This is a genomic window from uncultured Fenollaria sp. (assembly GCF_934202865.1).
In the GTDB taxonomy this organism is placed as follows: domain Bacteria; phylum Bacillota; class Clostridia; order Tissierellales; family Peptoniphilaceae; genus Fenollaria.
Genome location: NZ_CAKPYL010000013.1, coordinates 1 through 24,808, shown reverse-complemented (window position 1 = coordinate 24,808; position 24,808 = coordinate 1). Strand labels below are relative to the sequence as shown.

Annotated in this window: 22 protein-coding genes; 2 read left to right on the top strand and 20 right to left on the bottom strand. The window is 37.3% G+C overall.

The window, feature by feature from the left end:
* Positions 1–128: 128 nt before the first annotated feature.
* The 20 genes from Q0E71_RS02715 to Q0E71_RS02620 all read right to left on the bottom strand — a co-directional run bounded on the left by Q0E71_RS02715 (position 129) and on the right by Q0E71_RS02620 (position 24,088).
* Positions 129–512, bottom strand: coding sequence for a BlaI/MecI/CopY family transcriptional regulator (locus Q0E71_RS02715; protein ID WP_294795748.1), 384 nt, complete (start codon positions 510–512; stop codon positions 129–131).
* Positions 513–744: 232 nt separating this feature from the next.
* Positions 745–2,172 carry an Asp-tRNA(Asn)/Glu-tRNA(Gln) amidotransferase subunit GatB gene (gene gatB / locus Q0E71_RS02710; protein ID WP_294795746.1) on the bottom strand — a complete coding sequence of 476 codons (1,428 nt, stop codon included), beginning with the start codon at positions 2,170–2,172 and terminating at the stop codon, positions 745–747.
* Entirely contained in the window at positions 2,173–3,603 is a 1,431-nt protein-coding gene (gene gatA / locus Q0E71_RS02705) for an Asp-tRNA(Asn)/Glu-tRNA(Gln) amidotransferase subunit GatA (RefSeq protein ID WP_294795744.1), read from the bottom strand.
* A gap of 15 nt (positions 3,604–3,618) precedes the next feature.
* Positions 3,619–3,915 carry an Asp-tRNA(Asn)/Glu-tRNA(Gln) amidotransferase subunit GatC gene (gatC, locus tag Q0E71_RS02700; protein ID WP_082244095.1) on the bottom strand — a complete coding sequence of 99 codons (297 nt, stop codon included), beginning with the start codon at positions 3,913–3,915 and terminating at the stop codon, positions 3,619–3,621.
* A complete protein-coding gene (gene ligA, locus Q0E71_RS02695) occupies positions 3,912–5,882 on the bottom strand; it encodes an NAD-dependent DNA ligase LigA (protein ID WP_294795742.1) in 1,971 nt (656 codons plus the stop codon). Before ligA ends, gatC begins: the two co-directional genes overlap by 4 nt.
* Before the next feature lies 1 nt (position 5,883).
* Positions 5,884–8,070 (bottom strand): ATP-dependent helicase, encoded by a 2,187-nt coding sequence (locus Q0E71_RS02690; protein ID WP_294795740.1) that lies wholly within the window; start codon positions 8,068–8,070, stop codon positions 5,884–5,886.
* Positions 8,063–8,434, bottom strand: coding sequence for a metal-dependent transcriptional regulator (locus Q0E71_RS02685; RefSeq protein WP_294795738.1), 372 nt, complete (start codon positions 8,432–8,434; stop codon positions 8,063–8,065). Before Q0E71_RS02685 ends, Q0E71_RS02690 begins: the two co-directional genes overlap by 8 nt.
* A gap of 10 nt (positions 8,435–8,444) precedes the next feature.
* The gene (smpB, locus tag Q0E71_RS02680; protein WP_294795736.1) at positions 8,445–8,900 is read right to left on the bottom strand and encodes an SsrA-binding protein SmpB; all 456 of its coding nucleotides are present in this window, start codon (positions 8,898–8,900) and stop codon (positions 8,445–8,447) included.
* On the bottom strand, positions 8,897–10,999 hold the full coding sequence (gene rnr, locus Q0E71_RS02675; RefSeq protein WP_294795734.1) for a ribonuclease R: 2,103 nt from the start codon (positions 10,997–10,999) through the stop codon (positions 8,897–8,899). Before rnr ends, smpB begins: the two co-directional genes overlap by 4 nt.
* A gap of 8 nt (positions 11,000–11,007) precedes the next feature.
* Positions 11,008–12,162, bottom strand: coding sequence for a D-alanine--D-alanine ligase family protein (locus Q0E71_RS02670; protein ID WP_294795732.1), 1,155 nt, complete (start codon positions 12,160–12,162; stop codon positions 11,008–11,010).
* Positions 12,163–12,173: 11 nt separating this feature from the next.
* Entirely contained in the window at positions 12,174–13,664 is a 1,491-nt protein-coding gene (gene murF / locus Q0E71_RS02665) for a UDP-N-acetylmuramoyl-tripeptide--D-alanyl-D-alanine ligase (RefSeq protein ID WP_294795730.1), read from the bottom strand.
* Complete coding sequence (locus Q0E71_RS02660) at positions 13,661–14,431, bottom strand: alpha/beta fold hydrolase (protein WP_294795728.1); 771 nt, start codon at positions 14,429–14,431, stop codon at positions 13,661–13,663. The genes murF and Q0E71_RS02660 overlap by 4 nt, the downstream gene beginning before the upstream one ends.
* Before the next feature lie 85 nt (positions 14,432–14,516).
* Complete coding sequence (locus tag Q0E71_RS02655; RefSeq protein WP_294795726.1) at positions 14,517–16,520, bottom strand: sodium-translocating pyrophosphatase; 2,004 nt, start codon at positions 16,518–16,520, stop codon at positions 14,517–14,519.
* Positions 16,521–16,540: 20 nt separating this feature from the next.
* A complete protein-coding gene (gene secG, locus Q0E71_RS02650) occupies positions 16,541–16,759 on the bottom strand; it encodes a preprotein translocase subunit SecG (RefSeq protein WP_294795724.1) in 219 nt (72 codons plus the stop codon).
* 273 nt (positions 16,760–17,032) lie between these two features.
* On the bottom strand, positions 17,033–18,316 hold the full coding sequence (gene eno / locus Q0E71_RS02645; RefSeq protein WP_294795722.1) for a phosphopyruvate hydratase: 1,284 nt from the start codon (positions 18,314–18,316) through the stop codon (positions 17,033–17,035).
* Position 18,317: 1 nt separating this feature from the next.
* Positions 18,318–19,844 carry a 2,3-bisphosphoglycerate-independent phosphoglycerate mutase gene (gpmI, locus tag Q0E71_RS02640; protein WP_294795720.1) on the bottom strand — a complete coding sequence of 509 codons (1,527 nt, stop codon included), beginning with the start codon at positions 19,842–19,844 and terminating at the stop codon, positions 18,318–18,320.
* A 1-nt stretch (position 19,845) separates the two neighbouring features.
* Positions 19,846–20,589, bottom strand: a complete 744-nt coding sequence (gene tpiA, locus Q0E71_RS02635) for a triose-phosphate isomerase (RefSeq protein WP_294795718.1) — start codon at positions 20,587–20,589, stop codon at positions 19,846–19,848.
* Between the two features lie 10 nt (positions 20,590–20,599).
* A complete protein-coding gene (gene pgk, locus Q0E71_RS02630; RefSeq protein WP_294795716.1) occupies positions 20,600–21,784 on the bottom strand; it encodes a phosphoglycerate kinase in 1,185 nt (394 codons plus the stop codon).
* 21 nt (positions 21,785–21,805) lie between these two features.
* Positions 21,806–22,813: a type I glyceraldehyde-3-phosphate dehydrogenase gene (gene gap, locus Q0E71_RS02625; protein WP_294795714.1), complete on the bottom strand. Its 1,008-nt coding sequence runs from the start codon at positions 22,811–22,813 to the stop codon at positions 21,806–21,808.
* 12 nt (positions 22,814–22,825) lie between these two features.
* Positions 22,826–24,088: a replication-associated recombination protein A gene (locus Q0E71_RS02620; protein WP_294795711.1), complete on the bottom strand. Its 1,263-nt coding sequence runs from the start codon at positions 24,086–24,088 to the stop codon at positions 22,826–22,828.
* Positions 24,089–24,255: 167 nt separating this feature from the next.
* Here Q0E71_RS02620 and Q0E71_RS02615 point away from each other — a divergent pair, with 167 nt between their 5' ends.
* Positions 24,256–24,621 (top strand): DUF2089 domain-containing protein, encoded by a 366-nt coding sequence (locus tag Q0E71_RS02615; protein ID WP_196792486.1) that lies wholly within the window; start codon positions 24,256–24,258, stop codon positions 24,619–24,621.
* Position 24,622: 1 nt separating this feature from the next.
* Positions 24,623–24,808, top strand: a 186-nt coding sequence (locus Q0E71_RS02610; protein WP_294795706.1) for an SHOCT-like domain-containing protein, incomplete at its 3' end; no start/stop codon positions are given.

The following is a 24,808-nucleotide window of genomic DNA, read 5'->3' as shown; positions in this document are numbered from 1 at the left end:
GTATCACACTTGCAGATTTTATACTTTTTGAATTTAATGATTTTCTGACAAACAGTATCATTGCTATTAAAAAAAAGCTTGTAAAACATTTATCTAATGATGTAACTTTTATAATTTCAAGCATTTTGCTAATTATCGCTTTCATTAAAGTCTTCTATAATTTTTCTCATCTCTTCTAATTCTTTTTTGCTTACTTTTTTCTCTGTCATGAAAGCTGAAACAAGATTAATTAAAGATCCATTAAATACATTGTTTAAAACTTCCTCTGTTTGAGCAGTACCTACTTCTTCTCTTGTTACTACAGGCTTTAGTGTATACTTAGGATACCTTCTTGTGATAGCTCCTTTTTCAAGCAGTCTACTTATGAATGTATAGTTAGAGCTTTTCGACCAGCCATACTTTTCTGTAAGTATCTTTGATAAGTTTGATGCCATAATCTCTCCGTTTTCGTCTAAGCATTCACCATCCCACAGTAGTTCTAATACCGTTAATTCGCTTTCAGAAAAATTCATGTTCATTCTCTCCTTTCATTATAGATTTTCTCTTTCAAATAAATATTCATACTTGAATATTTATTCTAATTTAAGTATAACTCTTTTACTTTGTTTTGTCAAGTATTATGTTAAAGTTTATCTATCTTTGTTCTTCATATATTGTCTAATTCAATTTTTTCTCGATACTATTGTTCCGAGCGCATAAAAAGACACAGCTCTTGCTGTGCCTTTCACGCTATACTATAAACTATTAATTTAGTTTCTTGTTTAGTAGTTCATTAATTATTTGTGGGTTGCCCTTGCCTTTCATCTCTTTCATTACTTGTCCAACTAAGAAACCAAAGGCTCTACTCTTACCATTCTTAAAGTCTTCGATTGATTGTGGATTTGCTTCAAGAACTTTATCGACTACTGCTTCTATGGCTCCTTCGTCTGTTACTTGAACTAGTCCAAGCCTCTTGACTATGGCTTCAGGGTCTTCTGGTGCCTTAAACATCTCTTGTAAAACTTTCTTTCCAGCGTTGTTATTAATCTTATTTGTCTTAACAAGTGTAAGTAGTTTTTCTAGGTCTTCTATTGCAAATGGCATTTGATCTACGCTCTTGTTATCTTCTTTAAGTCTTCTTAGTACGTCGCCTAATAGCCAGTTAAGCGCTAGAGCGTTGTCGCCAACTTTCTTTGCAAGCTCTTCATAATAATTTGCAAGGCTCACATCAAGGCTAAGTGTCTTAGCATCGTCTTTACTTACGCCGTAGTCTTTCATTAGTCTAGCAACTTTTTCATCTGGCAATTCTGGCATTTCTTTTCTAACGGCGTCTATCATTTCATCTGATATATCCATTGGCGGTATGTCGCCATCTGGCGCGTATCTATAGTCATTTGCTTTAATCTTTTCTCTCATCAAGATGGATTCGCCCTTAAGTTCATCCCATCTCCTTGTTTCTTTTTTAGTGTTTTCTCCTTTTTCAAGAAGAGCGATGTGTCTTGAGACTTCAAAATCTATGGCTTTTTCAACGCCTCTGAATGAACCAATGTTTTTAATTTCTGAGATGTTTGTCTTAACGCCAGTTTCTGTGTCGACTACATTGACATTAACGTCGCATCTTAATGAGCCCTCTTCCATCTTACCATCGGATACGCCTAGGTAGATGACTGTTGCCTTAAGTTTTTCCAAAAACTCTCTCGCTTCTTTAGCTGAGTTCATGTCTGGATAGGTAACTATCTCTATAAGAGGGACGCCGCTTCTATTGTAATCAAGAAGTGTTTCTCCCTTGTCTGTGTGAAGTGACTTACCTGTATCTTCTTCAACGTGTATCCTAATTAGTCTGATCTTTTTGTCATTGCCGTCTTCGTCTTCGATATTGACATAACCTTCGTAGCATAGAGGTAGCTCATCTTGTGTGATTTGGTAGCCTTTAACAAGGTCTGCGTAGAAGTAGCTCTTCCTATCGAATCTAGTGTGTTGATGTATATTGCAGTTCATTGCAAGTCCTGCCTTGATTGCGTAATTGATTGCCTCTTCATTCACTTGTGGCAAAGCTCCTGGAAGTCCTAGGCATATAGGGCAAACGTTTGTGTTTGCTTCTTCGCCGAATTCGTTTTTGCAGTGACAGAACATCTTTGTCTTTGTCTTTAGCTCGACGTGTATCTCAAGCCCGATTATAGTTTTGTAAGCCATCTACTTCACCAACCCTTCATAAGCATAAGCAATCTTTATAAGCTTATTGTCTTCTAAATTGTCACAGATAAATTCCATACCAGGATTTAATTTATATTCTTTAGTACTTGGCACAGATATAGCGCAGTTACCAGCGATATTAACGGGAACTGTGTATTTGTCTGCGTTATACATCTTTATTGGATCGTTAATATTTGTTCCAATTTCAAATGGCATTACAGGTGATGTAGGTACCAAGATGGTATCCACCATTTTAAATGCTTGTTTAAAATCATTTATAAGAAGTGTTCTTGCCTTTAATGCGTTTTGGAAGTAGTCGCTGTCCTTATCTTGACTTAATATATATGTGCCAAATAGTATTCTTCTCTTTACTTCTGGGCCAAAGCCTTCTGCTCTCGTCTTAATATACATCTCTTCAAGACTTTCTGCGTCAAAGTCTCTAAGACCATATTTCACGCCGTCGAACCTTGATAGATTTGAGCTTGCTTCAGCATTCATGATGATGTAGTATGTTGCAACAGCGTATTTAAGATCCTTAAGATCTATCTCAACGATTTCTACGCCATTGTCCTTAAGTAGTTTGATGCTATCTCTATAGGCTTTTTCGACTTCATCATCTTTTTCATCTGCTAGAACTTCTTTTGGCACGCCAACTTTAAGTGTTTTTAAATACTTGATGGCGTCGTCATATGTGTAAGTAATTTCGTCAATAGGATTGGAAAGACTTGTTAGGTCTCTGTGATCCTTATGAGCGATGGCACTTGTGATAAGTGCTACGTCCTTTACATCATTTGCAAATGTTGATACTTGGTCAAGTGTATTTGATAGAGATACAACTCCATTTCTTGAGACTGTTCCATAGCTTGGCTTAAATCCAACGCAAGCGCAATAGCTTGCGGGTTGTCTAACGGATCCACCTGTGTCTGTACCTAGGCTAAGAGGTACTTGTCTTGATGAAACTGCTGCGGCTGATCCGCCTGATGAGCCGCCTGGCACTCTCTTTAGATCAAGCGGGTTATGAACTGGACCGAAGTATGATGTTTCGTTTGAGCCACCCATAGCAAATTGGTCCATATTTAATTTGCCTATAATAATACCATTCTCATCCTTGATATGCTTTGTACAATTCGCATCAAAAACAGCTTCGTAATTTTCTAGTATCTTTGATGCACAAGTATTTTTCATACCCTTAACAGAGATATTATCCTTAATGCCTATTGGTAGTCCAAATAACTTGCCACTTGGGTCTTTCTCATCTAGTGACTTTGCCTTTGCTAGTGCTCCTTCATAGTCATCTGATATGAATGAGTTGATATCTTTGTCTATATCTTTGCTTCTATTGATAAAGGCTTCTATTATCTCTGAAACTTTTAGCTCTTTATTAGCGATTTTTTCTTTTAGCTGCCATGCTTTTAAATTCGTAATATCCATAAATAACACCTATAACTACCCTTCTACTACTCTCTTTAGTTTGAAGAAGCCAAATTTTTCTTCAGGCGCATTCTTAAGCGCGTCCTCTTTTGATAATGAGTATTCACTGTCGACTTCGTCCTTGCTTAATAAGCTCTCCTTGTACTCATTAACTTGATAAGTCTTCGGAATGTCCTTATCATCAAGTTCGTTAACAACAGATATCATTTTGATTATATCGTTAAATTTTTTGGTGAATGCATCCATGTCCGACTCGTCGATGGCAAGTCTAGCTGTGTAACATAGATTTTCGATGTCCTTCTTCTCCATCATATCAACTCCTTCAAATCATTTTCGTATAGTATCTTTATATTTAAAGTCTTTGCTTTATCAAATTTTGAACCAGGGTTTTCGCCAACAACTACGTAGTCTGTCTTTGATGAGACAGAGCCTTGTACCTTAGCGCCCTTGTCTTCAAGTATATTTTTTAATTCATCACGAGTGTAATTTTCTAAGGTTCCTGTCAAGACAAACTTAAGTCCTTCGAGTGATTTATCGCCGCTATCTTCTACGTCTAAAACTTTTATGCCGTGGTCAAATAAACTTTGTATAGACTTTTTACTTGTTTCGTCTGTTAAAAATGAAACTATTTCATTAGCAGTTATCTCGCCTACGTCCTCGATGGCAACTAAGTCGTCAAAGCTCGCATTTAAGAAATTATCTACAGTTTTGTAATGCTCAGCAAGGTCCCTGCTTGTCTTAACGCCAACATTGGCAATGGATAGAGCATAAATAAAATTTTTAAGCTCCACCGTCTTTGAATTTTGTATAGAACTTATTATATTATTTGCTTTTTTCTCTTTAAAGCCTTCTAGCTTAAGTAGGTCCTCTTCCTTTAGGTCGTAAAGCATTGATACTTGGTCAATATTTAGCTTTTCTAGGAATAGTTCTGCAGTTTTTTCACTGAAGCCATCTATGTTCATGGCCTCTTTCGAAGCGAAGTGAACGATTGTTTTGACTAGCTGCGGTTTACATCCCAAGGTATTCGGACAAAAATAATGAACGCCCTCTTTATAAAGTTTGCTGTGACAATACGGGCAAAATTCTGGCTGCTCTATATCATAAACTTCTTCATCTGTTTTTAGTGGGCCCATAATCTCAGGAATAACGTCATTTGATCTTCTAATCAAGACTCTTTCGTTTAAATGAACGTTCTTTCTCTTGATGTCATCCAAATTATTAAGCGTCGCCCTCTTTATAGTAACGCCGCCTATGTCAACTGGCTCAAGTAGTGCAGTTGGCGTAACTTTCGCGCTTCTACCGACGTTCCACTCAACGCCTATGATTCTAGTAGATGTTTCAAGTGCCTCGAACTTATATGCAATCGCAAAGCGCGGGAACTTGTTTGTATAACCCATTAGCTTTTGCGTTTTAACGTCGTTTATCTTGATAACCATGCCATCTGTAAGGAAGTCCTCTTTAAGTCTTTCTTCTTTTTGCGCGTCTATCTCTTTTAAAAGCTCTTCTATATCCGTAAACTTTTTATGATATTTTGAAACTGGCATCGCATTATCTTTTATAAAAGCGACTATCTCCTCTTGCGATTTAAATTCTTTGCCTTCTATGTAAGCAATATTGTATAGATAAGTGATTAAGTGCCTCTTTTCAGTCTCTTTGACATCAAGGTTACGAAGTGCGCCAGCCGCCGCGTTTCTCGCGTTCTTTAGCTGAGTCTCATTCTTTTCATTATACTCCTCAAGCTTGGATAGTGGCATAAGCCCCTCGCCTTGTACCTCAAACTTGCCCTTGTAATTAACTCTTAAGGGTATCGACTTTATCGTTAGGACTTGCTCGTAAATCTCTTCGCCGACTTCACCATTGCCCCTTGTTGCCCCCATTTGCAAAATGCCTTCATCGTATGTTAGGTTAATGGTAAGACCATCGAACTTATATTCAAGTATATACTCAGGACTTGGCAGTTTCTCGCTATGAGTGCTATTGTAAGTATCTATGAAGCGAAGGTTTCTCGCGTGCCAATCTCTAAGCGCGTCAAAGCTTTGAGCTTTATCAAGGCTCCAAAGCCTTCCAAGATGAGTGTGCTTAACAAACTTATCAAGTATTGCGTCGCCGACCCTTTGAGTTGGTGAGTACGGCAAGTGAACGCCTGTCTCATTCTCAAGCTTCACTAGCTCGTCATATAGCTTGTCATATTCTTTATCAGAAACTATTGGGTCGTCGAGAACATAGTAGTGGTAGTTGTATTCCTCAAGCTTCTTGATTAATTCTTCCATTCTATTCATATCAATCTATCCTTTTTATTGGTGCAAAATCAATATTTAAAATTTTAATACCTTTATTTGGAAAACTTATAGTAAGATTCTTGCCATTGACAGAGACAACCATGCCTTCGCCAAAGGCTTTGTGCTTAATCTTGTCGCCTGCCTTGATGTCTTTTTTGTCACTTGAAGTGCCGTCATTACCCGTATATGATTTAAAACGTGAAACAGTTTTGTCAAAGCCGTGGTTTTGGTGAATACTCTTATTGATGCTAGTGTTTTCAAGTATAGGTCTCTCATCAAACTTATCTGATCTATAGTTAACTACTTTGATTGCTTCCTCTGCCTCATCAATGAACCTCGACGGCTTTGAGATTATGCTTTGTCCGTAAACTCTTCTTTCCTTTGCTAAACTTAAGAATAGTTTTTTCATTGCCCTTGTTAAAGCAACGTAGCAAAGTCTTCTCTCCTCTTCTAAACTGCCTTCTTCGATGGCTCTTTCGCTTGGGAAGAGACCATCTTCCATGCCAACAACGAAAACTATGTTATACTCAAGGCCCTTAGCACTATGCATAGTAATCATGGTTACAGCGTCGCCGCCCTTGTCTTCAGTCTTGTCAAGGTCAGTTAAGAGTGATATTTCTCCTAAGAAGTCCTTAAGAGTAATCTCATCGTAATTATCTTCATAGTCAAGTAAAAGGTTTCTAAACTCATCTAAGTTTTCTATCCTAGTTCTCGCTTCAACGGTATTTTCTCTCTCAAGTGCGTTTAAATAATCAGTTTTATCAAGGACTAAATCGTATAGCTCCGACAAAGTCACATTGTCCTTAAGCTTTCTGATTGATTCAATCGTATCATAAAAGTCTTTTATCTTTTTATTCGTGCTAATGGATAGAGCATCATAAAGACTAATGTTTTTACTAAGCATATCACTCGTGATACTCTCAACGCTTTTATCACCGATACCTCTCTTTGGAGTATTGATGATTCTCTTAAGCGAGATAAAATCGTTTGTGTTATCTAAAAATTTAAAGTAGGCAAGTATGTCCTTAATCTCTTTTCTGTCGTAGAACTTTACTCCGCCAACAATATTATATTTAATTCCAAACTTCAAGAACATATCTTCAAAGGATCTCGATTGAGCGTTTGTTCTATATAGAATGGCGATGTCGCTCTCATTATAACCCTCATCTAATAGCTCTTTTATCTTTTGCGCTACAAAGTAACTCTCTTCGACATTGCTTTGTGTTATGTAGCAGTATATATCATCTCCATCTTGATTATCAGTCCAAAGATTCTTGTCTTTTCTCTCGTCATTGTTCTTGATAATATTGTTCGCGGCCTTTAATATATTCTTAGTAGATCTATAGTTTTGCTCAAGTAGTATGGTCTTGACATTTTTATAATCTTTTTCGAAGTTTAAGATGTTTCTAATGTCAGCGCCTCTCCAGCCATATATGCTTTGGTCGGCGTCACCAACCACGCAGATGTTTTTGTACATATCTGAGAATAACTTTGCCATCTTATATTGCATGTAGTTTGTATCTTGGTACTCATCAACAAAAACGTACTTAAATCTCTCTTGATAGATTTGCCTTACGTCTTCATTTTCTTCTAAAAGTCTTACGCAATTTACTATCATATCATCAAAATCCATCGCATCGTACTCAAGCATCTTCTTTTGATAGCGTCTATAAACCTCAGCATCAGTTTTCTTTCTATAGCTATCAGAAATGCTTTCATATTCATCTGCGTCCATGTTTTGCATCTTTAAATTTGATATTAACGCTATGAAGTATGATGGAACATAAGTCTTTGGGTCTAGTTCAAGCTCCTTTAGTATGTCTTTAATAAGTGTTATTTGATTGTCTCTATCATATATGGTGAAGCTGTTTGTGTAGCCAACAAGGTTTGCGTGGCGCCTAAGCAGCCTAAGCGCTATCGAGTGAAAAGTGCCTATCCACATTGGGCTTACGTCTTTATCTAAGAAGGACGCTACCCTATCTTTCATCTCTTTAGCCGCCTTGTTCGTAAATGTTATAGCAAGTATTTCGTTTTCGTTCGCAAGACCATTCTCAATAAGAAAGGCAATCTTGTAAGTAACTACTCTTGTCTTACCTGATCCAGCTCCGGCCATGATTAATAAGGGACCGCTGTTATATAAAACAGCTTCCCTCTGTCTCGTGTTTAATCTATCTAGTATATTATTCATTATCTTTATTGACTAATTCCTTTATCTTGTCAAATGTAACTTGGCTAATAACGTGTTCGACTCTACAAGCATCATCGTTTGCTGTCTCTGTGTCAACGCCAATGCTTTCAAAGAACGCTCTAAGTGTGCAGTGTCTGTCATATACAAGTTTTGCTAGCTTTTCGCCTTCCTTTGTAAATGTTAGCTCGCCGTCGTCTTGAACCTCGATGTATCCGTCTTCTTTTAGTATACCAACTGCTCTACTTACACTTGGCTTAGAAAAATCAAGGGCTTTAGCAACGTCTGTGCTTCTAACTTTAATGCCTTTGTTTTGTAGCATCAATATCATCTCTAAATAATTTTCTCTTGACTCGCCGATCTTCATCGCTTACCTCCTAAATTTTATACTTCCTATCAAGACTTCTCTTAATATCTCTTTCTCTTTGACTCTCTCTCTTGTCATAAAGCTTTTTACCTTTTGCAAGTGCTATCTCTAGCTTGGCTCTGCCATTCTTAAAGTATAGTCTTAAGGGAACTACAGTAGATCCTGCTAGCTTTACGTCCTGAGAGATCTTTCTAATTTCATTTTTATTTAACAATAGCTTTCTCGTTCTTAATGGGTCTTCGTTAAAAATGTTGCCTTCTTTATAAGGACTTATATGCATACCAAAGACGAAGACCTCGCCATCTTTCACGATGACGTAGCTCTCCTTTAGGTTCACTCTGCCCTGTCTTATGGATTTAACTTCAGTTCCCTTAAGCACCAAGCCTGCTTCATATATCTTTTCTATAAAATAATCATGTCTCGCCTTTTTATTATTGGCTACAACTTTTATATCTTCATCTTTCATTCAACCACTCCAAGAATTTTAAAATCTATAGTTCTCGTCTCTTTCGATGCGTCAAGTACTGCCACTCTGACTTTCATGCCTATCTTGTATTCATTTAGTGAGTCTTTGCCAATGACTTTGTATTCTGTTTCGTCAAAGTAATAGAAGTCATCGTCCATATTTGAGAAGTGACATAGTCCCTCAATAGTGTTCTCAAGCATAACATATACACCAAATGATGTTAGTGAAGAAACTTTTCCGACATATACATTTCCAATCTTGTCTTGCATGTACTCAGCGCACTTCATTTGAACTATATCGCGCTCTGCCTTTTCTTGAACTAGCTCTGTCTCAGAAATGTGTTTTGTGATTTGGTCAAGATTCTTTTCGTAGTAGACAATTTTGCTTTCCTTAAGTCTGCCATTCATAAAATCTTTAATAATTCTGTGAATAATAAGGTCTGAGTATCTTCTGATTGGCGATGTGAAATGTGAATAATACTTTGATGCAAGGCCGAAGTGACCGAGCTCTTCATAAGTGTATCTCGCCTTTTGCATAGTTCTAAGAATGATGTTTGAGATCAGCTCCGACTCTTTTTTGCCCTTAAGCTCATTAAGTACATTCGCTATATCAGCCGAAGTGACATTGTCTGGATTGATGTATAGCTCGAAGCGTTTCAAAAACTCAGAAAGGTAGAACATCTTTTCCCTCTTTGGCTTCTCATGCACTCTGTAGACGAATGGTATGTCCTTCATAAAATAATCTTTAGCCACAGTTTCATTCGCAGCTATCATAAACTCTTCTATGATCTTGTTAGCGACGCGCCTTTCATCTGGCCTTATGTCTATAACTTTGCCTTTCTCATCTAAAACGACCTTCGTCTCAACTATATCAAAGTCAATATTGCCTCTTTTATTTCTCTTTTCATTAAGAATATGCATTAGCTCTTCCATATTCTTAAGAGTATCTTCTAGCCCTTCAAGTCCAAGCTCTTCAGCCTTCTTCTTTCCTTCTAGAAAATCTGAAACTTGTGGGTAGTTAAGCCTATAATCAGAATTAATTATTGCTTCAGATATCTTATGGCTAAGCACTTCACCGTTTTTATCTATGTCCATCCTGACTGAAAGAGTTAATCTGTCCTCATTTGGATTAAGTGAGCAAATACCATTCGATAGCTCCTTTGGTAGCATTGGAAGCACTCTATCAAGAAGATAGTAGGAGTTGCCTCTTAAATAAGCTTCCTTATCTAAGTAAGTGCGCTCCCTAACATAGTGCGCTACGTCAGCGATGTGTACGTACAATGTATATTTATCATTATTTTTCACTACGCTGATGGCGTCATCCAAGTCCTTTGAGTCAACGCCGTCTATAGTTATCGTAAGCAGGTCTCTGTAATCGACTCTGCGGGCTATCTCCTCAGAATCTATCTCATAATTTATCTCTTCTAATTCATCTTTAACTCTATTCGGAAAATATTCTCTAAGCTCATATGACTTGATTATCGAAGTGATGTCTATGCCTGGATCATCAATCTTACCGATGATTTCAACGACCCTTCCCTCCGGATTTTTATTTTTGTCTGGATACTTAATAATCTCTGCAACTACCTTGTCGCCATGCTTTGCGCCTTTCGAAGCGCTTTTATTAACAAAGATGTCGTAGACTATCTTGACATCGTCACAAGTAATAAAGCCAAAGCTGTCATTGTCTTGATAAGTTCCAACGACTCTCTTAGTTGCTCTATTAAGTATCTTAATGATCTTGCCTTCGTAGTTGCCATCAGGCTTCTTATCTGTGATGACTGCGCAGACCTCATCAGAGTCCATCGCATACATCGAATTTTCAAATCTAATGAAGACGTCAAAGTCTTCGCCGATAACAAAACCAAAGCCGCGCTTATTAGCCTCATACTTTCCTGTAATAATGCGGGAACTATTGTAAGTGTAATATTTATTGTTACTGCAAATAATCTTTTTATCCTTCTCTAATGACTTAAGTAGTTTTTCAAACATCCTCTTATCTTTTTTATTAATCTTAAAAGTTCTTAATAATTCCTTCTTGCTTTGAGGAACATAATCCTCGCTATTGAAATAATTCATTACAAGTTCCCTAATTTTCATTTTATCACCTATAATTTCTTTCCGTATTGAATACGTTTAAAGAGCTCAGCGTCATATGAGTAAACAGTTTCTTTTCTCATAGTATCAACTGCTTGAGCTATCTCAAGCATCTTTGTTATAAGATCTTTAAACGAATATCCTTTAGGCTCCCATAAGTAGAAGGCAACCGAACCAGGTATTGTATTTATCTCATTGATATAGATTTTGCCAGTGTCCTTAGATACAAGTAAATCGACTCTGGCATTACCTGCCGCGTCAATGGATGTAAACGCCTTTGTAGCTAAGCTTTCTAGCTCGTCTCTTAGTGGCTCGTCCTTCTTAAGTAAATTTCTCATTGTTTTTGTTCCAGGAGTCTTTTTATTTGATACGTATTTATCGTCAAATGTTAATAGTTCTTTGAAATCTAGTGGCTCTTCTAGCTCTGATGTTTCTACATTTTCTTCGTAGCCCATGACAGCGCAGTTAATTTCTCTTGCGTTTTCAACTGATTCTTCAACTATGACTTTTTTGTCATAACTAAAGGCTATCATCAAAGCTTCTTCAAGATTGTCCTTGTTCTTAACCTTCGATATGCCGATGGATGAGCCAAGGTTTGATGGCTTTATAAATAATGGATAAGTTAAATTCTTTTCAATATCTGCCATGACTTCTTCTTTAGAGCTTCTCCACTTGCTTCTATAATAATATCTGTAATTAACTACAGGAAGACCATTGGCTCTATAAACGTCCTTCATTATAACCTTGTCCATTCCGACTGAGGAGCTTAAAACGTTAGTACCTGTATATGGAAGGCCAACTGTTTCTACAAGTCCTTGGCATGAGCCGTCCTCACCATTGGTTCCGTGAAGAGCAAAGAAAACCAAGTCTAATGTCTCGTAAACTTTTTTATCAAACATAGACTTTGATTCAGGATTTATATAAAGATTAAAATCGCCATAGTCACAGCCAAGCATAACGTTCTTAGCTGAACTAAAGTCACCATCTTTAAATGTCTTAAAATTTTTGAAGGCTTCAGAGCTTAGCCACTTGCCTTCTTTTGTAATATAGATTGGGATTGGAAGGAACTTTTCTTTATCCATGTTCTCAATTACTTGCATACCTGTAATAACCGATACTTCATGTTCAACGCTTCTTCCGCCAAATATAACGCCTACTTTTAGCATTCTATCAACTCCTAATAATTATCAGGCAAATCGTTTTCGAATAATATCACGTCGCCTGCTTGACATATTTTTTGTAAAACTAATTGTGCATCCTCTAAACTTGCCGCTTCATGTATCTTTGTTTCATCAAGTCCGCCTTCAACGAGGCCATCTCTAATTGCTTTTTTATTCACTTCTGAAACTATGATGAAGTGATCTACAACAGCTGCAGCATTTTTACCGAAGTTTTTATTTTCATCGTATTGTAAATCTCCTAGCTCAACCATGCCCGGTGAGATAACTATCTTCTTTCCCTCTTTAAACTCAGCGACTACATCAAGGGCTGCTTGTGCACCGCTTGGGTTACTGTTAAACGCATCGTCTATGATGATGAGCTTATTTGGATTTTCTACAAGTGATAGTCTATGCTCAACTTGATTAACATCAAGAACCGCTTTAACTATCTCTTCCATGGACATACCTAGCTCATGAGCCGCAGCCGCAGATAAAAGTACATTGTAAATATTGTGCTTACCAAGTAATTTTGTCTTTAGCTTGTACTCTTTATTTTTGTATATAAGAGTAAATTCAGTACCAAACTCACCGACGCTTATGTCCTTAGCAAAGTAATCGCAAGCATCATCTTCAAGCGAGATGTAAACCTTTCTAGTCTTGACTTCAGCTGCCTTTTCTTTGATATATGGATTGTCGTAGTTAAATATAGCAAGGCCGCCTTCCTTAAGCGTATCAATCAGCTCAAACTTAGTCTTGATAATGTTTTCCATAGAGCCAAATGTTTCTATGTGACATGGGCCGATGTTTGTGATTATGGCTATGTCTGGCATAACTAGCTCAGCTACCTCTTTTATCTCGCCCACATATCTTGCCCCAAGCTCAGAGATGAAAACTTCAGTTCCGCTCTCGAGCTCATTGTTGATTACCTTTGATATACCCATAGGTGTATTAAAAGAGCTTGGTGTAGCATATGTCTTAAGATTATTTTTCACTATATCATTTAAAACAAGTTTTGTAGATGTTTTGCCATAGCTACCAGTTATTCCAACAACTTTTAATTTATTTTCTTTTTCTTTTTTAATTTTATTTTGCGCCTCAACGTAAAAACCGTGATTGATTTTATTTTCAATCGGTAGTGCTAATATATTTGCGCACTTAACGCTCCTTGCTCTTATGATGTACAAAATAAAAGCAAGTACCAATAAATATGCTAGAGCAATTTTTTCGCCGAATAATAAATAAACAATGATTGAAGTAAACATGATAAGAGTGTTAAATAAAGCAAATATCTTCATCATTCTCTTCATCCTATCAGTAAAAACAAGCGGCTTTTTATCTCCCGGTTTTATTTTCTTTAATGAATTTTTAAACCAGCCAAAATTTTTAAGCCAAGCTTCGTACTCACTTGAGATATACATATTTAATTGCATTATTTGGAAATACGCCAAAGAGTGTATATATATTAAAACTGTTAATAATATTGGCAAGAATATAAATATAGCTATCATAGTTCCTCCTTACTAAGATAAGATCTAATTACGCGTGTGAATATTTGATAATCATCTGCATAAGAGAAGTGTCCGCCCTCAAGCTCAACCAGAGCAGAATTTTTTATCTTCTCATTCATTATTTTACCCATATATAATGGAGTTGTATCGTCATTTTTGCCCCACAATATAAGAGTATCATTCTCAATAAGCTCTAGCTTATCAAGAAGAGACTCGTTAACGACCTTGACGAAGGTCTTTCTCATGATGCCACTTGTATTTTTGTAGTCATCAGAGCCAAATTTCTTTGAAAGCTTTTTCATTAGCTCTTCTTCACTCTTGTAAAAAAAGATTAGCCTGTAAAACTTTTTAAAGAATTTATATGTATAAACTTTTAAGTAATATGAAAGACTTCTCTTAGGAAGTATTCCCGATGCATCGATAAGAACCATCTTATCAAGTCTTTCATAGCCTTCAGAAGCGATTTGTATCAAGGTCTTGCCGCCAAAGCTGTGACCAATCGCGTCAAATTTCTCAATACCGAGCTCCTCTACAAAGGCCTTAACAATGTTTGCATAGTCCTCTCCACCAAAAACTCTATCTGGTTCAGACGACTTGCCATGACCTGGTAAATCTATGGCAATAACTTTTCTTGTATCCTTCAAAGCGTTCACTATACCAATAACTGCTTCGATAGATGCGCCCCAGCCATGAAGTATAAGTACAGGCTTTTCTGACTCACCTTCAATTATGTAATTAATTTTAATATTGTCAATCGTTATTTCCATAAAATCACCTATATTATAAATGAAGCTCCCCTTATTTAATAGCATCGCTGATTAAAATCAAGGGGAGTCCAATTACAATTTTATCTTATTTTATAATAAGTCCACCGTAGCTAACAAATACTTGTGCAAATACTAATGCTACTATTGTCATTAATTTAATTAGTATATTTAGAGATGGTCCTGATGTATCCTTGAATGGGTCACCAACAGTATCTCCTGTTACTGCTGCCTTGTGAGCATCTGAACCCTTTCCACCATGAACACCTGATTCAATATACTTTTTAGCATTGTCCCAAGCTCCACCTGCGTTTGACATGAAGATCGCCATTAGAACACCTGTTACTAATGAACCAGCAAGTAGACCGCCTAGAGCTTCTGTTCCTAGAAGTACACCAACAAGTACTGGGCATACAACAGCTAGAAGTCCTGGGATAACCATTTCCTTAAGAGCTGCCTTAGTAGAAATATCTACGCATTTGCCGTAATCAGGTTTTGCAGTTCCTTCCATGATACCAGGGATGGATTTAAATTGTCTTCTAACTTCTTCAATCATTTGGTTAGCAGCTTTACCAACTGCATCCATAGTTAATGATGAGAATAAGAATGGTAGCATACCGCCTATGAAGACACCTGCTATTGTCAATGGATTTGTTAAGTCGATCTTTTCAAGTCCAACTGCTTGTGTATATGAAGCGAATAGTGCTAGAGCTGTAAGTGCAGCTGAAGCGATGGCAAAACCTTTACCAACTGCTGCTGTTGTGTTACCAACTGAGTCTAGCTTATCTGTAATGTCTCTTACGCTTTCTGGAAGTCCGCACATTTCAGCGATACCACCAGCGTTATCAGCAACTGGTCCGTATGCGTCAACTGCAATAGTTGTAGCAGCTGTTGCTAGTAAACCTACTGCTGCAAGTGAAATTCCGTAAAGACCATTAACTGGGCTTGCTGCTCCGCCTGCTAAGAAGAATGCAGCTAATATACCTATTGAAATAACTATCATTGGGATAGCTGTTGACATCATACCAACTGATAGACCAGCGATAATGTTTGTTGAAGCGCCTGTTTCTGATTCTTCAGCAACTTTTTGAACTGGCTTATATTCAGCAGCTGTATAATATTCAGTAACTTTTGCTATGATTAATCCAACAACAACACCTGCTACTATAGCATAGAATGGTTGGATTGAGCCTAATATCTTTGTAGATAAGAAGTAAGAAGCGATTATAGTGATTATTGAACTTCCCCAAGTAGCCATATCAAGTGCTTTTTGAGGGTTCTTGTCGCCTTTTACAAATAATGTACCTATGATTGATGAAACGATACCAACTGAGCATAGAGCTAGTGCAAATGCAATACCGTTGTCGCTAAATGCTAGTGCACCTAAAGTGATAGCTGAGATTATAGCTCCAACATATGATTCAAATAAGTCAGCGCCCATACCAGCAACGTCACCAACGTTATCACCAACGTTATCAGCGATAACAGCTGGGTTTCTTGGGTCGTCTTCTGGAATACCAGCTTCAACCTTACCAACTAAGTCAGCACCAACGTCTGCAGCCTTTGTATAGATACCGCCACCAACTCTTGCGAATAAAGCGATTGATGAAGCACCTAGACCGAAGCCTGTAACGATGTTAGCGTCTTTGAATATCATCCAAACAATGCTAGTACCTAGTAAACCTAGACCTACAACGCACATACCCATAACAGTACCGCCTGAGAAAGCAACGTTTAGAGCCTTGCCCATACCGCTTTCCTTAGCTGCGTTTGCAGTTCTTACGTTAGCCTTAGTAGCTACTGTCATACCGATGTAACCAGCACAGATTGAGAATACCGCACCTATTAAATAACAAACGGCAGTACCGATGTTGATTAATAGAGCAAGAATTGCAAATAATACAACAATGAATATTGCTAAATATTTGTATTCTCTAGTCAAAAATGCAAGAGCACCTTCTTGAATGTAGCCAGCTATCTCTTTCATTCTGTCGTTTCCAGCTTCTTGCTTAGAAACATAAAGAGCTTTAACTAAAGCAAATAATAGTGCTATAACTCCAACTATAGGAGCTATGATTAAAATTTTGTCCATTTCTTCCTCCTATTTTATTATTATAAAGCTGCTAATATCAAAGTTGTTACCATAAACACAACCGATGAAACTGTAGTTATTCTTTTTAAAAGAACATTTCTTGTAGGATTTTTAGAACCCCAAATGCTTTCAGCTCCGCCCAATGCTTGTAAGCCTTGATCGTCTCCCTCAGTAGCTGCTACTGATATAGTTAATACTAAAGCTGAAATCGCAACTAGTGCATACAATACGTAATTCATACACACACCTCCATTCTCTCTTATAACATATCTATTTTACCACAAGAGCATTTATTTTGCAATGATTTTTTCTCATTTACTTCGATTTATGCTTAATTCATTTCGGGCCACGTTTATAGAAGTGCAAATATCGATTTGCGCGTGAAAGGACTTTTGCAAAAATCGTTTTTGCCTTGCTATTAATAATGGCCTTGCCACTATGTCAATGGCCTTCTTCAGATAAAAAAAATAGGATGAGCATGGGGCCCATCCTAAATAAAAATATTTATTAAATTATTTTCTTAATATGCTTTTTCCAGCGTAAACAGCTGTGTCGTCAAGCATGTACTCAATTCTTAGTAATTGATTATATTTAGCAACTCTTTCAGATCTAGCTGGCGCACCTGTTTTGATTTGTCCAGTGTTTAGTGCAACTGATAGGTCTGCGATAGTTGTATCTTCTGTTTCGCCTGATCTGTGTGAAATAACTGCTGTGTAATGATTTCTGTGAGCCATTTCGATTGCTTCGATAGTTTCAGTAAGTGTACCGATTTGGTTAAGCTTGATTAGTACTGAATTAGCTGTGTGAGTCTCAATACCTTTTTTGATTCTCTTTGTATTTGTAACATAAAGGTCATCACCAACTAATTGAATCTTGTCACCTAATCTTTCAGTTAATTTCTTCCAGCCGTCCCAATCGTTTTCATCTAAGCCGTCTTCGATTGAGTATAGTGGATACTTATTAACTAATTTTTCGTAGTAGTCAATCATTTCTTCATCTGTTAGCTCTGCGTTATCGCTCTTTAAGTAATATTTCTTAGTATCTGCGTTATATAATTCGCTCGCAGCAACGTCAAGAGCTAGGTAGATGTCCTTGCCTGCTTCGTAGCCAGCTTTTTCTATAGCTTCGATAATTGTTTCGATAGCTTCTTCATTGCTTGATAGGTCTGGTGCATAACCACCTTCGTCGCCAACGCCTGTAGCTAATTTTCTTTCTTTAAGAACATTCTTTAAGCTGTGATAAACTTCTGAGCCCATTCTAAGCGCATCTCTAAATGTTTCTGCGCCTATTGGCATAATCATAAACTCTTGTATATCTACGTTGTTATCAGCGTGTTGACCACCATTTAAAATGTTCATCATAGGTACTGGTAAAACTTTTGCGTTTGTTCCGCCTATATATCTATAAAGAGGCATATTTAACTCATTGGCAGCGCATTTAGCAACTGCTAGTGAAACGCCAAGTATAGCGTTTGCGCCAAGTTTACCCTTATTTTCTGTTCCGTCAAGATTTATCATCATTTTATCGATTGATACTTGATCTGTTACTTCCATATCAAAAATTTCTGGTGCGATAACGTTATTTACGTTGTCAACTGCTTTTAACACGCCTTTCTTAGCGTATCTCTTTGGGTCGCCATCTCTAAGTTCTACGGCTTCGTGTTCGCCAGTAGATGCTCCTGATGGGACTATAGCTGATCCAATTGCTCCTGATTCAGCTAAAACTGTTACTTCTACAGTTGGGTTAGATCTTGAATCTAAGACTTCCATAGCAAATACATCAATAATTCTACTCATTTTATTCCTCCGATACCAATAGGCTCTCGCCTGTCATTTCTTTTGGCTTTTCTTTATTTACTATATCTAATAGTGATGGCGCTAAATCAGCTAGCACGCCATCTTTAAGCTTATGCTTTCCGTCGTTAAAAAGTATTACAGGGACTGGATTTGTTGTGTGCGATGTGATTGGTTTACCCTCATCATCAAACATTGCCTCGCAGTTACCGTGATCCGCTGTGATTATAGCAGTAAAGCCACATTCCTTTGCCTTTGCTAATAGCTTTGCAAGACAAGTATCAACCGTTTCTACAGCTTTGATTATGGCTGGAACAACGCCCGTGTGTCCGACCATGTCTGTGTTTGCGTAGTTCAATATAATTAAATCATAATCCCCAATAACATCCACTAGCTTATCTGTTAGCTCATAAGCGCTCATCTCAGGCTGTAAATCGTATGTGGCTACCTTTGGTGAATTGATTAAAATTCTGTCTTCACCAGAGAATTTTTCTTCACGACCGCCATTGAAAAAGTATGTTACATGAGCGTACTTTTCTGTTTCAGCTATACGTAGCTGCTTTAGTCCATGTTTTGAAATTACTTCACCAAGTGTATTGACTATAGTCTCATCGCCATAAGCGATATGAACGTTCTTAAAGCTCGAGTCGTAATTAGTCATGCAAACATAATATATATCATCTAAAAACTTTCTATCAAAACCAGCAAAGTCTTTGTTAGTGAAAGCATCTGTAATCTGTCTAGCCCTATCCGGTCTAAAATTAATAAAGATAATGCTGTCACCAGACTTTATTTCTGTGACTTCACCATCGTTTTTTATAGCACATGGCAAAATAAATTCATCAGTTACATCTTCTTCGTATGATTTTTTAATCGTTTCTATAGCATCATCTGAAACAAGTTCAGGATCCTTGCTAGTTACAATATTATAATACTTCTCTGTCCTATCATAACGCTTGTCTCTATCCATGGCATAGTATCTGCCGCTTATGGATGCTAGCTTGCCACAAGAAATTTTTTTCATATAAGCAATAATTTCGCTCACATCGCTCTCGCCCGAGTGTATATCAACGTCTCTTCCGTCTAGAATTGCGTGTAGATAAGTTCTTTCGCCTATGCCCTCTTTTTTGCATAAATCAAGAAGCGCTTTGATATGATCAATGTGCGAGTGAACGCCGCCATAGCTTAGTAGGCCCATAAGATGAAGATTTGTATTATTTTTCTTTGCGTGCTCTATCGCCTTAAGAAATTCTTCTTTTTTAAAGAAGTCTCCAGTTTTTATATCTCTATTGATAAGTGATAGGTCTTGATAAACAACTCTTCCTGAGCCTATATTTAAGTGACCAACTTCAGAGTTACCCATCTGTCCATCAGGTAGGCCAACATATTCGCCGCTCGCCTGTAATTTTGCGTGAGGACAGTCTTTAAATAACTTATCTATAGTAGGCGTCTTGGCTCTATATACAGCGTTTGCATCGTTATCTCTGCCAATTCCGAAACCATCTAATATTATTAATATAGCCTTTGACATCTTATATCTCCTTAGCAATGGCTTCAAAAGACTCAGTCTTTAGTGAAGCGCCGCCAATTAAGAAACCATCTATGTTTTCTTCTTTAGCTAATTCAGCTGCGTTTGCCTCTTTAACGCTGCCGCCATACAAGACTCTTAACTTTGCTTCAAGATTTGGGTTCATCGCCTTAACTTTTTCTCTAACGAAGCGGCACATCTCTTCAGCATCTTCCTTAGAAGCGCTCTTGCCAGTGCCTATAGCCCAGATTGGTTCGTAAGCGATCGCGAAGCTATCTAATTTAGCTGCGTCTACGCTCACTAAATCAGCCTTTAATTGTTTTTCAATCTTTTCAAAGTGCTTTCCATCTTCTCTTTCAGACAAAGTCTCACCAACGCATAGAATTACTTCTACATCGTCTTCAATCGCCTTCAAAACTTTTTTATTAATCATCTCATCGCACTCGCCGAAAATCTCTCTTCTTTCTGAATGACCGATGATAACAAAGTCTGCTCCACATGACTTAATCATAGAAGTACTGATCTCGCCAGTAAAGGCACCTTTGTCTTCAAAGTAGATGTTTTGAGCACCTATCTTGATCTCATTATATTTTTTAGTTTTATTTGCTAAATAAATATCTGTAAATGGAACTGCGACATAAACGTCATACGAGTCATTTGGCTTTAGGCTCAAGTCCTTGAAAAAGCCTTCAGTCTCTTTAACGTCCATATTCATCTTCCAATTTGCAGCAAGTAAAAATTTTCTCAAATTTGTCTCCTTATTTATCATTTATAGCAGCTATGCCAGGAAGTACCTTTCCTTCCATTAGTTCAAGTGAAGCGCCGCCGCCAGTCGATACATGTGTGATCTTTTCTTCGTAGCCAGCTTTTTGAACAGCGCTTGCACTATCTCCTCCGCCGACAATAGTTGTCGCATCAGAGTTTGCAAGTGCCTTAGCAATGGCGTTAGTACCATTCTTAAATTTATCCATTTCAAAAACGCCCATAGGTCCGTTCCATACTATAGTCTTTGTGCCTAATAACTTTTTAGTAAATACATCAATAGTTTCTGGTCCTATGTCAAGACCCATCATATCTTCTGGTATATGATTTACTTCAAAGCATTCAGCTTCAGCGTCTTCCTTTATTTCTTTAGCGCATATAGCGTCAACTGGTAATACCAAGTCAACTTTCTTTGCATCAGCCTTTTTTAATAGTTCAAGTGCAAGTTCTAGCTTGTCGTCTTCAACTAAGCTCTTGCCTACATTTATGCCCTTCGCCTTTAAGAATGTAAATGCCATAGCGCCGCCTATAAGTATCTTATCAGCCTTATTTAATAGATTTTCAATTACGCCAATCTTGTCAGAAACCTTTGATCCACCAAGTATAGCTATGAATGGATGCTTAGGTTCATCAAGCTCTTTTGCCATGATATTCATTTCTTTTTCAACTAAGAAGCCCAATGCCGATGGTAAAAATTTACTTACACCAACGTTTGATGCGTGAGCTCTGTGTGAAGTGCCGAAAGCGTCATTAACGTAGATATCTGCAAGATCTGCTAGCTCTTTAGAAAAGGCTTCGTCGCATTTTTCTTCTTCTTTTCTAAATCTAGTATTTTCTAGTAAAAGAACTTCGCCTTTTTTAAGATTTTTAGCTGCTTCTTTAACTTCATCATTAACCACTTCAGGGCAAGAGATGAATTTTACATCTCTTCCTAAAAGTTTTTTTATCTCTTCCTTAACTGCTTCTAGTGTGAATTTTAAATTGTATTCGCCCTTTGGTCTACCCAAGTGGCTCATCATTATCACTTTTGCACCGTTGTCTAGAAGGTGCTTGATAGTAGGAAGTGACTCGTATATACGTTTATTGTCAGTGATAACGCCGTCCTTCATTGGCACGTTGAAATCACATCTCAATAAAACTGTTTTGTCATCAAAATTATAATCTTTTAATGTTTTTTTCATTATCTTTTCCTTTTATAATAACTATTCTTGATCAGCAATGTATTTTGCTAGGTCAACTACTCTGTGGCTGTAACCATATTCGTTGTCATACCAAGAAACTACTTTTACTAAATTGCCATCGATAACTAAAGTTAAGAATGGATCGAAGATTGATGAGTGTCTGTCACCAACGTAGTCAACAGAAACAAGTTCTTCTTGGGCGTATTCAAGTATGCCCTTTAATTCATTTTCACTAGCTTTTTTAACAGCTTCATTGATTTCTTCCTTAGTAACGTCTTTATTTAATTCAAAAACAACGTCTGTAAGAGAAACTGTTGGAACTGGCACTCTAACTGCGTATCCTGTTAATTTATCCTTTAGTGATGGAATAACTAAAGCAACTGCCTTTGCTGCTCCTGTTGTTGTAGGAACCATAGACATAGCTGCCGCTCTTGCTCTTCTGATGTCTTTGTGCTTGTGGTCAAGTAAAACTTGGTCAGAAGTGTAAGCGTGGATAGTTGTCATAAGACCTCTCTTGATGCCGAAATTATCTTCAATAACCTTTGTTAATGGAGCAAGACAGTTTGTTGTACAAGATGCGTTACTGATTACATTGTGTTTAGTCTTGTCATATTCTTTTTCATTTACACCCATAACTATAGTTTTATCGATTTCGCCCTTTGCAGGTGCAGTTAAAATAACTTTCTTTGCTCCGCCCTTGTCAATGTGTTTGTAAAGAGTTTCGTTGTTTTTAAATGCTCCAGTAGAGTCGATAACGATGTCTACGCCATAGTCCTTCCAAGGAATTTCTGCTGGATCTCTAAATTGAGTGTTTGTAACCTTCTTGCCATCGATCATAAAGCCATCTTCACAAGCTTCACAAGAAACTGATAATCTACCATATAGAGAATCATTTCTAAATAGATGCGCAAGCGTCTTTAAATCACCTGAAGCATTGATGTGAGCTAATTCTAGACCGTTGTTTTCTTCAACTAGAATCCTAGCTACATCTCTACCAATTCTACCAAAACCATTAATACCAACTTTCATTTGTTGACCTCCTTAATTATTATTAAAATACTTTTTATCTTCTAAACCCTCAGGCAAATAATTTTGCTCAGGTTTTTTGTCCTTATAATTGTGCGGATACTTGTAGTCCGCGTGATCACCAAAGACCTTCTTGTCATTGTTGTGAGCGTCCCTTATGTGCAGAGGAATTTGGAATTCTTTGATCTTATCAACATCCGCCATCGCCTTGTTAATGGCGACATAGGTCGAGTTATTCTTATCGGCGAGTGCCATGTAGATGGCTGCGTTACTCAAAATGATACGAGCTTCTGGCATGCCGATGGCCCTAACCGCGTAAAAAGCTGATGTCGCAAGCGTTTGTGCATTTGGATCAGCAAGCCCTATGTCTTCTGAAGCGAATATCACTATACGTCTCGCTATGAATAATGGGTCCTCGCCATTATTTAGCATATGAGCTAAGTAAAAGACTGTCGCATCTGGATCCGAGCCTCTCATGCTCTTAATAAAGGCTGAGATTGTGTCGTAGTGCATGGTTGAGCTCTTATCGTAGGAGTGTGCTCTTTCAAAGACTAGTCCCTTGACGTCCTCGTACTTAATATGCCTAGTCATATCAGCTTCTGGATCTTGACTTAAAACAGCTATCTCTAAAAAGTTTAGCATGTTTCTTGCGTCGCCATTAGAAATTCTAACTAGATACTCAAGTGCGTCGTCATCTATGCTCGCCTTTAGTGAAGCAAGTCCATTGACCTCGTCAGATAAGGCTTTCTTAGCAAGCTGAGTTAAGTCTTCCTCACTCATCTTTTCAAGCCTTATTATGAAGCATCTCGATATAAGTGCGCTATTGACCTCGAAGTATGGATTTTCAGTCGTTGCACCTATGAGCGTGACGGTCGAATCTTCAACGTATGGAAGCAGAAAATCTTGCTGAGCCTTGTTAAACCTATGTATCTCGTCTACGAAGAGTATGGTCTTTTTATTCTCCTCTAAAAGCCTTTTGGCCTCTTCAACTGCCTTCTTTAAATCGCTTACGCCGCTACCCACGGCACTAATCTTTATGAAATTCGACTTACTAGTGTTAGCAATAACGTTTGCAAGTGAAGTCTTACCAGTGCCTGCAGGTCCATAGAGTATAAGCGAAGGAAGTCTGTCGGCCTTTATCGCCTTGTATAGAAAAGAGTTTTTATTAAGTACCTTCTCTTGACCAATGTAGTCATCGAGGCTCTTTGGTCTAAAGCGTTCAGCTAAGTTTTGAGATAATTTTAAATTTTTTTCTCTTTCCATATCAAACAAATTCATTTTCTCACCTTTTTTATTATATCAAATAAGCTGCAAGATGTCCAACATTAATTTTTTTATTTTTATATTAATATTTTTAAGTAAATAATAAATATTTTTAAAATATTTTCAAAAATATATTGACATATTTAAAGTATAGATGTATAATCTTAATAAAGGAGGACGCTATGATTAATAAAGCATTAAATGAATGTCCTGTTTGCGGCTCAAAACTATACATAGAAAGATTAGTTTGTGACAATTGCAACACGACTATAGAAGGAAGGTTCGAGAACAACTCATTCTACAAGCTTAATAGCGAGCAGATTGACTTTATCAAAACTTTCTTATTAAAAAGAGGCAATATTAAAGAGATCGAAAGGGCTTTGGGTATATCCTACCCCACTGTAATTAAAAAGCTCGATCAAATCAACGAGATCATCTCTGATCAAAAGAGTTCGACTAGCGAAAAAGAAATACTTGAGCTCTTAAATAGCGGTACAATAACAAGTAGTGAAGCAGAAAAAATGCTTTTAGAACTAAAGGAGGTTTAAAATGTCAGAAGAAAAAATTATGATCCTTAAAATGTTAAAGGACGGCAAGATCGATGAAGAAGAAGCGCTAAAACTTCTTAACGCTGTTGGTGAAAAGAAAGGCGAAAAAACTTATAAGCCAAATAGAAAAAGAAATGAAATCCATATTGAAGGCGACGACTTTGACGTTTTGGACGCATCAGACAAG

What these genes read in the sequence shown, in the direction of transcription:
- murF (WP_294795730.1), bottom strand. Translation starts at nt 13,664, where the DNA reads ATGATAGCTATATTTATATTCTTGCCAATATTATTAACAGTTTTAATA.
- Q0E71_RS02615 (WP_196792486.1), top strand. Translation starts at nt 24,256, where the DNA reads ATGATTAATAAAGCATTAAATGAATGTCCTGTTTGCGGCTCAAAACTA.
- Q0E71_RS02685 (WP_294795738.1), bottom strand. Translation starts at nt 8,434, where the DNA reads ATGAAGATCGGCGAGTCAAGAGAAAATTATTTAGAGATGATATTGATG.
- secG (WP_294795724.1), bottom strand. Translation starts at nt 16,759, where the DNA reads ATGAATTACGTATTGTATGCACTAGTTGCGATTTCAGCTTTAGTATTA.
- pgk (WP_294795716.1), bottom strand. Translation starts at nt 21,784, where the DNA reads ATGAAAAAAACATTAAAAGATTATAATTTTGATGACAAAACAGTTTTA.
- Q0E71_RS02715 (WP_294795748.1), bottom strand. Translation starts at nt 512, where the DNA reads ATGAATTTTTCTGAAAGCGAATTAACGGTATTAGAACTACTGTGGGAT.
- gatB (WP_294795746.1), bottom strand. Translation starts at nt 2,172, where the DNA reads ATGGCTTACAAAACTATAATCGGGCTTGAGATACACGTCGAGCTAAAG.
- Q0E71_RS02670 (WP_294795732.1), bottom strand. Translation starts at nt 12,162, where the DNA reads ATGCTAAAAGTAGGCGTTATATTTGGCGGAAGAAGCGTTGAACATGAA.
- gpmI (WP_294795720.1), bottom strand. Translation starts at nt 19,844, where the DNA reads ATGTCAAAGGCTATATTAATAATATTAGATGGTTTCGGAATTGGCAGA.
- gatA (WP_294795744.1), bottom strand. Translation starts at nt 3,603, where the DNA reads ATGGATATTACGAATTTAAAAGCATGGCAGCTAAAAGAAAAAATCGCT.
- Q0E71_RS02660 (WP_294795728.1), bottom strand. Translation starts at nt 14,431, where the DNA reads ATGGAAATAACGATTGACAATATTAAAATTAATTACATAATTGAAGGT.
- smpB (WP_294795736.1), bottom strand. Translation starts at nt 8,900, where the DNA reads ATGAAAGATGAAGATATAAAAGTTGTAGCCAATAATAAAAAGGCGAGA.
- rnr (WP_294795734.1), bottom strand. Translation starts at nt 10,999, where the DNA reads ATGAAAATTAGGGAACTTGTAATGAATTATTTCAATAGCGAGGATTAT.
- Q0E71_RS02655 (WP_294795726.1), bottom strand. Translation starts at nt 16,520, where the DNA reads ATGGACAAAATTTTAATCATAGCTCCTATAGTTGGAGTTATAGCACTA.
- gap (WP_294795714.1), bottom strand. Translation starts at nt 22,813, where the DNA reads ATGAAAGTTGGTATTAATGGTTTTGGTAGAATTGGTAGAGATGTAGCT.
- Q0E71_RS02620 (WP_294795711.1), bottom strand. Translation starts at nt 24,088, where the DNA reads ATGAATTTGTTTGATATGGAAAGAGAAAAAAATTTAAAATTATCTCAA.
- Q0E71_RS02690 (WP_294795740.1), bottom strand. Translation starts at nt 8,070, where the DNA reads ATGAATAATATACTAGATAGATTAAACACGAGACAGAGGGAAGCTGTT.
- ligA (WP_294795742.1), bottom strand. Translation starts at nt 5,882, where the DNA reads ATGAATAGAATGGAAGAATTAATCAAGAAGCTTGAGGAATACAACTAC.
- gatC (WP_082244095.1), bottom strand. Translation starts at nt 3,915, where the DNA reads ATGATGGAGAAGAAGGACATCGAAAATCTATGTTACACAGCTAGACTT.
- eno (WP_294795722.1), bottom strand. Translation starts at nt 18,316, where the DNA reads ATGAGTAGAATTATTGATGTATTTGCTATGGAAGTCTTAGATTCAAGA.